General features: G+C 43.3%; 5 protein-coding genes. 2 read left to right on the top strand and 3 right to left on the bottom strand.

Annotation, left to right across the window (positions count from 1 at the left end):
• A partial coding sequence (locus QUA74_RS23110) for an ISAzo13-like element transposase-related protein (RefSeq protein WP_445302170.1) occupies positions 1–155 on the top strand: 155 nt, incomplete at its 5' end.
• Between the two features lie 114 nt (positions 156–269).
• Here QUA74_RS23110 and QUA74_RS23105 read toward each other — a convergent pair.
• Both QUA74_RS23105 and QUA74_RS23100 read right to left on the bottom strand, forming a co-directional pair.
• Positions 270–1,247 (bottom strand): heme o synthase, encoded by a 978-nt coding sequence (locus QUA74_RS23105; RefSeq protein ID WP_333333850.1) that lies wholly within the window; start codon positions 1,245–1,247, stop codon positions 270–272.
• A 133-nt stretch (positions 1,248–1,380) separates the two neighbouring features.
• On the bottom strand, positions 1,381–2,295 hold the full coding sequence (locus QUA74_RS23100; protein ID WP_333333842.1) for a heme A synthase: 915 nt from the start codon (positions 2,293–2,295) through the stop codon (positions 1,381–1,383).
• 545 nt (positions 2,296–2,840) lie between these two features.
• On the opposite strand from QUA74_RS23100, the gene QUA74_RS23095 reads away from it, so the two are divergent.
• Positions 2,841–4,262: an ABC transporter substrate-binding protein gene (locus tag QUA74_RS23095; protein ID WP_333333840.1), complete on the top strand. Its 1,422-nt coding sequence runs from the start codon at positions 2,841–2,843 to the stop codon at positions 4,260–4,262.
• A gap of 243 nt (positions 4,263–4,505) precedes the next feature.
• On the opposite strand, the gene QUA74_RS23090 is transcribed toward QUA74_RS23095, so the two are convergent.
• Complete coding sequence (locus tag QUA74_RS23090; protein ID WP_333333839.1) at positions 4,506–9,851, bottom strand: AAA family ATPase; 5,346 nt, start codon at positions 9,849–9,851, stop codon at positions 4,506–4,508.
• Between the last annotated feature and the right edge of the window lie 83 nt (positions 9,852–9,934).

Raw genomic sequence — 9,934 nt, 5'->3', positions numbered from 1 at the left:
CTCACACTAAAACCGGGCTATCTGTAGTTGCAAATGTGCTTAATAAAGTCTATAAAATTGGTCGAAAGGTAGCTGATGACTTTAAAAAAACTATGCAAATTACTTTTGATGAATACTTGCCAAAATGGAACTATAGAGCCCTACCTCAAACTTAATACTTCATCAAGTTATTTATTTTTCAGTCCTTAGAGTTTTTGGGTAAATACTTAAAAAATAGCTAAATGCCGAGAGCCCCAACTTCTTCAAGAAGCCGGGGCTCTAAAAGCAAACTACATCACAACTGCACTAATCAAAGTTTGCACATTTTGTACAACAGCAGTAGTAAAATTATGAGTCACAGGCAAACTGTCAACCACTATTCCAGCGCACAATAGCATCAGGTACAGAATAGAGTATTTAAAGAGCGATCGCGCAACAGTCTTATCCTCTGGAGTCTGCAACAGCAACCAAGCTTTTTGGGCAAAAATAGCACCCAGGAAAATAGCTGTTCCCGCATACACCGCGCCCGCTAAATGCAGGGGATAAACTAGCAGCAAAGTTGCAGGAATCATCAATAGCGTGTAAATCCAAATTTGGCGGGCTGTGGCTTCGTCGCCCTCAATTACGGGTAACATCGGGACGCCTACTTCCTTGTATTCCTCGCGAATCATCATTGCTAATGCCCAAAAATGCGGCGGTGTCCACAGGAATATAATCCCAAACAGCAGCCACGCACCCCAACTCAAATCTCCCGTAACCGCAGCCCACCCAACTAGCGGGGGAATCGCCCCTGCTGCACCGCCGATGACGATGTTTTGCACGCTGTGACGCTTCAGCCAGTGGGTGTAAATTAGGACATAGAAAACGATGCCTGACATTGCTAGCAATGCAGCTAATAAGTTGGCAACAACTGTGAGCAATGTAAAGGATATTGTAGCTAGGGCGATCGCAAATATCAAAGCATCCCGCTTCTTGACACGCCCGGAAGGAATCGGCCGCCACCGGGTGCGCTCCATAATATAATCGATGTCGCTGTCGTAGACACAATTAATCGTATTCGCCGACGCAGAAGCTAAAGCGCCTCCGGTAATAGTTGATACCAGTAATAGCGGATCTACTTCTCCTTTGGCCGCCATCCACATTCCTGCTGAGGTGGTGATTAGCAGCAGTAAAATAATTCTGGGTTTTGTTAGTTGATAGTAACTTTTCACGACTTGCGAAAAGTTTTCGTGGAGGCGCGGGCGGTCGTTGGTAAGAATTTCTTGCATCGGTTGTAAGCTGTTAGTAATTATTTGCGAATTCGTCATTAGTCATTAGGTGGGAGTGGCGGGTTTTACGAGAAATATTTGGTGTAGCTACAAGGATTAATAAACCCGCCGACTCTTACTTTAGTCTTATCTCTCAAGCTGATAAAACTCGATCGCGCCAAGCTAAAACACTAAAAGCTATCAGGGTTCCCAGCAAAGCAGCACCGACTGCTTGGTGGGCCACTGTCAGCGGTTCTACCTGAAGGTGCAGCCGGAAAGTTGCTAATCCCAGAACTAATTGAGCAATTAGGCAAACACTCGCCCAATTAGCGAGTTTTCGCAAGTTTGGACTCAGTGCAGGCTGCCGCCAAGCCATGACTGCTACTGCTAAAGTCGCTGCTGTAGCTGGTACGATACCGGCGATGTGGCTGTTCATCACCGAGCACAATTCTGAGGAGTCCAAACATTGGTGCAGTGCCCATCTAGAGCCTACTAATGCTCCTAGCAAACTTTGCAGGTAAACTAACAATGCTGCGATCGAACTTACCCAAGCCAATTTGCCGACATTTCCTGTAGCTTCGTAGGGAGTCAGCATGAAACCGATGACTAGCAGGGCGCCAAAAAACAGTAAAGCTGTTCCCAAGTGAGCGGTAACGATGTCAAATCTGAGCAGTTGTGTTACTGTCAAGCCGCCCAATACGCCTTGAAAAACGATTAAAAATACTGCCCCAGCGCTCGCCCAAGGCAGCCATTTTGGCAGGCGGCTGCGGTAAAACAAAGATAGTCCTAAAAGTGCGATCGCGCTCAAGCCAATTGCCGCAGCGTCCAATCGGTGGAACCATTCCAGAAATACCTGCAAATTCATTTGCGCTGCGGGTATTAATTGACCGTAGCACAGCGGCCAGTCGGGGCAAGCGAGCCCCGCATTCATGACTCGCGTGGCGCTGCCTACAGCCATTAACAGCCAGGTTGCGATCGCAATTTTCCACACTAGGCCGCGGATAATATCTTTTGGCTGCCACTGCACTCCTGCTGCTGCGGTTGGCTGATTTACAACTGAGTTTGCCATGAACTTTACCTTAGCCTTTGTTATCGATCGAACTTAATTAAATAGCGAGCTTTTACTTTTACTGAGCTTAGCCGAGCTTAACACTCTTTTTCTGTGACAAACCGTCATATATACTACCTTAGCGACCTCGCCATTCAATTAGTTTATCTTTAGAGATTTTTCAACTTTCCTCTTTACATTACAAAGTATTGCAGCTATTTTTATAAATTTCAACAAACTTTAATTATTTTACCGAAGTCCTTGCTGTTACAGGCTCCTTTGCTGTTGAACCTGGAGCAAAACCTAAAGATATCATTAAGGAAAAACAATTTTTCCATCTTTATGATATGTAAATTCAACATCATCTAAAATTGCCATCTAGCTCGTTAGTCTAAAATAACTTAATAAAAATGTCAAAATATAAGTAGAGTAGCTTTTCTGACTTCTGACTTCAACATCAGAAAGAACGCTCGATAATTAATCCGTGTATCCGTGTCAAAATCTTTGAGAGTGCCTTCCTGATTTCTTCTGACTTCGTTATTTCAAAAATCTAAAGATGTAAAATTATGTCACAAAAAAACGAAACTGCTGTTCTCATCTTATCACTCCTAATTACCCTAGGGCTAGCGGGTGCAGGCATTTGGTGGCTGACAAACCGCAGCGGCACGAATTTCGGAGGTTTGTCTCCCGATAATCAGGCGTTATCTAATAAATCACCGCAGTCAGAACAGTCAATTGAGCAGCGTTTGAGCGCGGGAAACAAACTGTTAATTTCCGGGGGATCGACAGCAAAAAAACAAGAAGCTGTAGCGGCGATCGCATCTGGCAACTATAACGCAGCTATTTCCGACTTACAAGCTTCGCTGAAAACCAATCCCAACGATCCAGAAGCACTAATTTACCTCAATAACGCTCGCATCGCCGATCAAAAATCCTACACAATTGCGGCCGCAGTTCCCATTGGCGGCGATATCAATGCTGCTCTAGAAATTCTGCGGGGCGTAGCTCAAGCTCAACATGAAATCAACCAAAGCGGCGGCATTAGCGGTACTCCATTAAAAGTGTTAATTGCTAACGATGACAACAACCCAGAAATGGCGGCACAAATTGCCAGCACTTTAGCAAATAACTCGGAAATTTTAGGAGTAATCGGGCATTTTGGTTCAGATACGACGCTAGCAGCCAGCAAGATTTACCAGCAAAAACAATTAGTAGCAATTTCTCCCACAAGTACGTCGGTGCAGCTTTCAGGAGTTGCCAAAAATATATTTCGGACAGTGCCGAGCGATCGGTTTGCGGCTAATGCTCTTTCCCGCTATATGGTGGAAAAATTGCAAAAGCAAAAAGCTGCTGTATTTTTCAATTCTGCCAGCAGTTACAGCAAATCTTTAAAAGATGAATTTACCACTGCTATTTACGGAGATGGAGGACAAATCGTATCCGAATTTGACTTTGCCAATGGCAACTTTAATGCCGCCGATAGCGTTAAAAGTGCGATCGCCCAAGGAGCAGAAGTGATTATGTTAGCATCCAATTCAGCCACGATCGACCAAGCTTTGCAAGTAGTGCAAGTAAACGCCAAACGGCTGCCATTACTAGCGGGAGACGGTGCTTATACTGCTAAAACACTGCAAATCGGTGGCGCAGGAGCAACAGATATGGTGCTGGCTATTCCTTGGCACATTCTCGCAGATCCGCAGTCAAATTTTCCCCAAACATCCAAACAACTTTGGAATGCTGAAGTAAGTTGGCGCACAGCTTTAGCCTACGATGCGGCGATCGCCTTAATTGTCGGTTTAGGGCGCAATCCGACTCGTACAGGCATTCAACAAGCTTTATCGGCGTCAGATTTTTCGGCAAATGGAGCATCCGGCCCGATTCGGTTTTTACCTTCGGGCGATCGTAATCGCGCAGTTCAATTAGTAACTGTTAAACCCGGAAATCGCACGAGTTACGGTTACGAGTTTGTGCCGATATCTGGTTTGTAAACTATTGGCGATCGCGAAATTTAGGTGATAATATTCAGAAATAAGTTCTAGGGATTATCAAGCAGAAATGCTTACAAGATGAGTAATTATATCAAATCCGCTTGCATCGGAATTAATATTACCCACAATCAGGACACGGCAGTGCCGTTTCCCTACAATTAATCGGGTGAGAATTACATCTCTCATTAAGTGTTCTTGATTATTTGCCGGTAGGGACACTGCCGCAACTAAATTCTCCCATACTTACTTCTGTTTGATTACTACCAAAGTAATGTCATCAAATACTTTTTGCTCCCCGATGTATCGGCGCACGTCGTCAATAATAGCTTGCTTGATTTCTGCTGCTGACTTTTCCCTGTTAAGGGCAACAAGTTCAATCATTGGCTCAATACCGTATTCCTTTTGATTCATATCAAAAGCTTCGGTAATTCCATCTGTGTAGAGTACGACAACATCCCCGGAATTTAACTGTATTTCCGTAGTAGCAATGAAATCGGTAATATCTGGTTCCAAGGCGATGGGAAAGCCTAACTCGATGGTATCAATCTGCTCTACTTCGCCGCTAGAACGCACGACAATCACCTCTTCGTGCTGTCCGCTCAAACGCAGGATGTTGTCCCCCCGATATTCCAGCAAAGAAAGGCTCATACTTTTACCGCAATTCATGCGCTCTACGTTGTCAAAAAGCGTTTGGTTGACTGTCTGCAATAATTTAACTGGATCGGTTTCATTGTGAACCAATAAAGTGCGAATTGCTGTTTGCGCCATAATCATTAACACGCCGCTTTCTAAACCGTGTCCTGTCACGTCGCCGATGCCAATTGTGGCTTTGCCGCCGTGATTTAGTACGTCGTAGTAGTCGCCGCCAACTTCATCAGCCGGTTCCATGAATGCAGCAATTTCTAGCCCTTCAATTGACTCTAATTCCTGCTGTTGAGGCAAAATCATTTGTTGCAGGCGGCGGGTTACGTCTAGTTCGGCACTCATGCGAAGGTTTTCTACTTTTAGCCGATCGTTCAAACTCAATATTTCTGCATTAGCTTGAGCTAATTGTGCGGTGCGATCTTCTACTTTTTGCTCTAAAGTTCGGTTGTAATCTTCTAATTTTTCGTAGAGAGTTGCATTTTCAATCGAGATCGCAGCTTGAGCGGCAATGATTTTTAAAGTTTCGACTCTTTCTGAGGTAAATGCGCCGATCGCCAAATTATTTTCTAAGTAGAGAATACCACCTAGTTTGCCTTGATTGAGTAGGGGAGTGCAGAGGATCGATTTGGGTTGAGTTGCGGTAATGTAAGAATCGCGGGTAAATTGTCCTTCAGCGGTGGCGTTATTTAATACTACATTTTCCTGGCTGCGAGCGACGTAGTTAACTATGGCGGTTGACAGCAGGGGAATTCCAGTTGCAGGATCTACAGAATCTACGGGAATGGATTGCATAATGGTAATGATCTCGCATTCTACTGCTGCTTCCGCTTCAATCGCCCAATTCCCGCCTTGATCCAGAAGGAGAAAACCTTTTTGAGCGCCTGCGTTTTCAATCACAGTTTTCATCACCTGGTTTAACAATTGTTCGAGAACGATTTCACCGGAGATAGCTTGGGATGCTTTCATTACTGCGGCAAAATCTAGCGCTTCGCCGGAATTGCTGCCAGTTGTGGTGATTGGATTGATGGTATTATTTTCAGTATCTGTTCGGGTTGAACTAAGCGACTGAATGGCTAAAAATTGCGGGTATCGCGCTTCCAAATCTTTGACTTTAGCTACAGCCCCCCAACGCTGATAGGCATAGTGGGCATCTTGCAGGTAGTGACGGGCAACATGATTTTGATTTCTGGCTAAATAAAACCTGCCTGCTAGTTCGTAGGCGAGGGCTTCTTCGTTGAGATATTCGTTTTCGCGGGCTAAGATGATGGCTTTGTCGTAATATTCTCTGGCATCTTTATCGTTGCCTAATACGCGATCGCGTTCCGCTTCCACTAGATAGAATTTGTGCAGGTAATTCATGGGAGCCTGCTTTGCCCATGTTTCCATTTTTTCTTGTTTAGCAGCCACCTTTGTCAGGATTTCTTCTCTTTCCGTTTCTGAGGAATTAGGATAGAGCGCTAGTCGGGCTAACATATCATACAAATAGACAACAGGGAGAATAAAAAAGGAGCCTGCATTAGCTGAGTATTCTTCAAAGAGGTCTGCATTCTCCACAGCTTGCTGAAATTCCTCGAAAAGATAACAGAGGAGAACTTTAAGTGAATAAACGTTCATGAGCGCAGTCCGATCGCCACCTGCTTGATGAACGGGTATCATCTTTTGTTCGTCGTATACTTCACCAATCAAACAGCACGGATTTTCTACTTTTTCCGCCAAGTTCAGGATCGCCTGCATAAAGATTTGACACCAATGAATGTATGCTTCCTGTTTAGTTTGATAAGTAACTTCCAGGGCTTTCGCCATTTCTTTCTTGGCATCGATCAGCTCTACACCGCTGAGGTACAAAGCGTAAGCATAGGCCTGCCTAACACTACCAGTATATTCAAGATCTCCAGTTTCTATCGCACTTTGATAAGCTTCCATGCAAAAAGAAGATGTGTCTCTGAGAGGTTCATTCCAATGCTTGATAAATCCCATATATATTACATAAATTCTTGCTTTAAATGTTTTATCTTTGAATCGTTCTAGTACGTTCAAAGCAAGTTTTCCAAACTGATAGCCAGCGTCAAGCTCTCCTGACGAGCAAAGGATCAGCCCATAACCTATATACGCATAAGCAGAGCTAGCAGAATTACCATACTGAATCGATAAATTCACCTGTCGGCACCAAGTTAACAAGCTCAGTTGATTAATTGCTACGAACGCAGGACTCAACAAGCAGTTTATCACCCGTATAGCTGCTAGTTTATACGGGTCGGTCATTGGCGGTAAGTCGATTAGATCCTGGGCTTGCCTGCCTGCTAAGGCAAATTTTATCTGCTCCATCTCTTGTGCCAGATCGGATTGGTTCGGTCGTTGCGGTAATTCTACCCCAAGTAATTTCAGAACTTCTAGCCCAATGTCGATAGCCTCCATAAATTTCGTTTGGGCGCAATAAGCTTGCATTTTAATTTCATATATTTTTACTTTCTCTAACAGCGTTTTGGCTTTTTGCAAAACTACCCCAGATAAGCGCTCCATTTCATCGTAGTTAGCAATTGTATAAGCTGTTTCTGCTGCTTCTAAATACAAATCTAAGGTAAGGTTGTACTGCTGCGACCAACTCTTTTTATTTAACAAGCTTAAGCCAATCTGAAGGTAATTGAAAGCTGGTTGGCTAGCCGCTGAAGATTTGGCTTTTTTACCTGCCTTTAAGTTTAATCGAGCTAACTCGTATCGCTCTATTTGTCGCTCGATCAGCGCACGGCCTTTGTTCAACTGATTGACAATATCAAACAGCTTCTGTGACAATTCTTCAGATGATGTATTTTGGAGTAATAACCTTCCCACTCGCAGATGTACTGACTGTCTATCTGCTTCGGAGATGAGAGAGTAAACTGCTTGTTGAATGCGGTCGTGGGCAAATTTGTATTCTGCAACTAACTGATCTGACAAACCTGCTACATCAAGTTCCGCCAACTGATAAGCATGGCTGAGGGGTATAATTAGACTGGATTGGAGTGCTGACCGTAAATCGGTTGCTGTTTCTTGGAGAGATTTTTCATAGATAATCGCCAGTGTTTTCAAGTCAAACTGATTCCCTACGCAAGCTGCTAATTTCAATACTGCCTGAGTTGCTGTAGGGAGTTTTTTAAAATTTTTGCTCGTTAGTTCTAAAACGTTATCTGTAAGCGGTTGCGCTTTGATTTGTTCTAAGTCCCACTGCCATTTCTGAGATTCGTAGTTAAAATCCAACCATGCTTCAGAATGCAGTGATTTTAAGAATTCATTGATAAAAAACGGATTACCACCAGTTTTTTGCTGGAGCAATTCGGCAAGTGGCTTGGCATTTTTTGATTCCGCAAAAAGCGTATCAACTAAAAGTTGCGTAATATCGGTTAAGGCTAAAGGTGCCAGCAATATTTTATTAATGGTTGTTACTTTTGCTTTGGCAATATTTTCCAAAATTTGAGTTAGCGGATGCGCCTCGGTTACTTCATTATCGCGATAGGCGCCCATGAGAAATAGATATTTATTATCTGCTACTGTCATCAGCAGTTGAATTAATTCCAGCGATGCTATATCTGCCCACTGTAAGTCGTCCAAGAAAATTACTAATGGATGTTCGAGCTGTGTGAATATATTAATAAATTTTTGCAAAACCAGATTAAAGCGATTTCTCTGTTCTGCTGGCGGGAGATCTGGTAGGGGTGGTTGGGAACCAATAATTAGTTCTAATTCAGGAATAAATTCAACGATTACCCCTCCAGCTTCCCCTAATTCTGCTTGGAGTTTCTCTCGCCACTTGCTAATTTGGGCATCGCTTTCTGTTAGTAACTGCCGTACTAATGAACGAAATGCCTGAATTAAGGATGCGTAGGGAGTATCTCGTTGCAACTGGTCAAATTTACCAGAAATAAAATAGCCCCGTTGTTGAGTCAGAGGCTTATATATCTCCTGGATTAATACTGTTTTTCCAATCCCAGAATATCCAGAAACCAGCATCATTTCACTGGTTCCTTGGCTAACTCGCTCGAAAGCAGCTAATAGGGCAGAAATTTCCCGCTCTCGCCCGTACAGTTTTTGGGGAATTTGAAAGCGATCGGAAATCTCGTGCCGATCGATCGGGAAAGGGTCAATTTGCTCTTTGCTCTGCCATTGTCTGAGACATTCTTGTAAATCTGCCTTTAGCTGATATGCCGATAAGTAGCGTTCCTCAGCATTTTTTACCATTAATTTCAACACGATCGCCGAAATAATTGGTGGAACTTCTGGTTTGAGTTCGTGCGGTGGGGTAGGTTGTTTAGCAATATGACAATGCACTAATTCCAAAACATCATTCGTGGGGAAAGGTAACTGTCCGGTTAGTAATTCATAAAAAGTTATCCCCAGCGAGTAAAAATCAGTGCGGTAATCGATTGTTCGATTCATGCGACCTGTTTGTTCTGGCGAGATATAAGCCAGCGTTCCTTCTAATACGTTCGGGTTAAGAAAGGTTGGGTTTTCTCGCGACAGTGTTGTGGAAATTCCAAAATCAATTAGCTTCAGCTTACCTGTCGGCTGATTGAAAACAATATTTGATGGGTTAATATCTTTGTGGATAATATACTGCTGGTGAACCTGACCGAGAATGTCAACAATTTCAATTGCCAGGTGGAGAAATTCAGCAATTGTAAATTGTTTCTTAGCGATGATCTGATTGAGGGATTCGCCGCCAAAATCTTCTAACTCAATTACCCACTGATTTTCTAGGTTGTGGAAGCTGTAAACATTTATTACGCCTGGTAAGTTAATGTTTTGGGTGATTTCATACTCTCGCTTAAACCAGGCAATTTTTTCAGGTGAAGGATAGAATTCTTTGAGCATTTTTAGGATAACAGGCAGATTGTCTGCTTGCCGATATCCGCGATAGACTAAGGAGTTACTGCTCTCATGCAGTTTTTCAGTAATTTGGTAATTTTGCATATTTAAGTTTTTATGACAAAAAACCGCAACAAGTGCGGTTTGAGCTTATGAAATATCAATCCACTTTCTAAAAGTGTAGACAA

The sequence above is a fragment of the Microcoleus sp. LAD1_D3 genome (assembly GCF_036702135.1).
GTDB lineage: Bacteria > Cyanobacteriota > Cyanobacteriia > Cyanobacteriales > Microcoleaceae > Microcoleus.
Note: the sequence above shows the minus strand (reverse complement) of the source record. Positions and strands in the feature narration are given on the sequence as shown.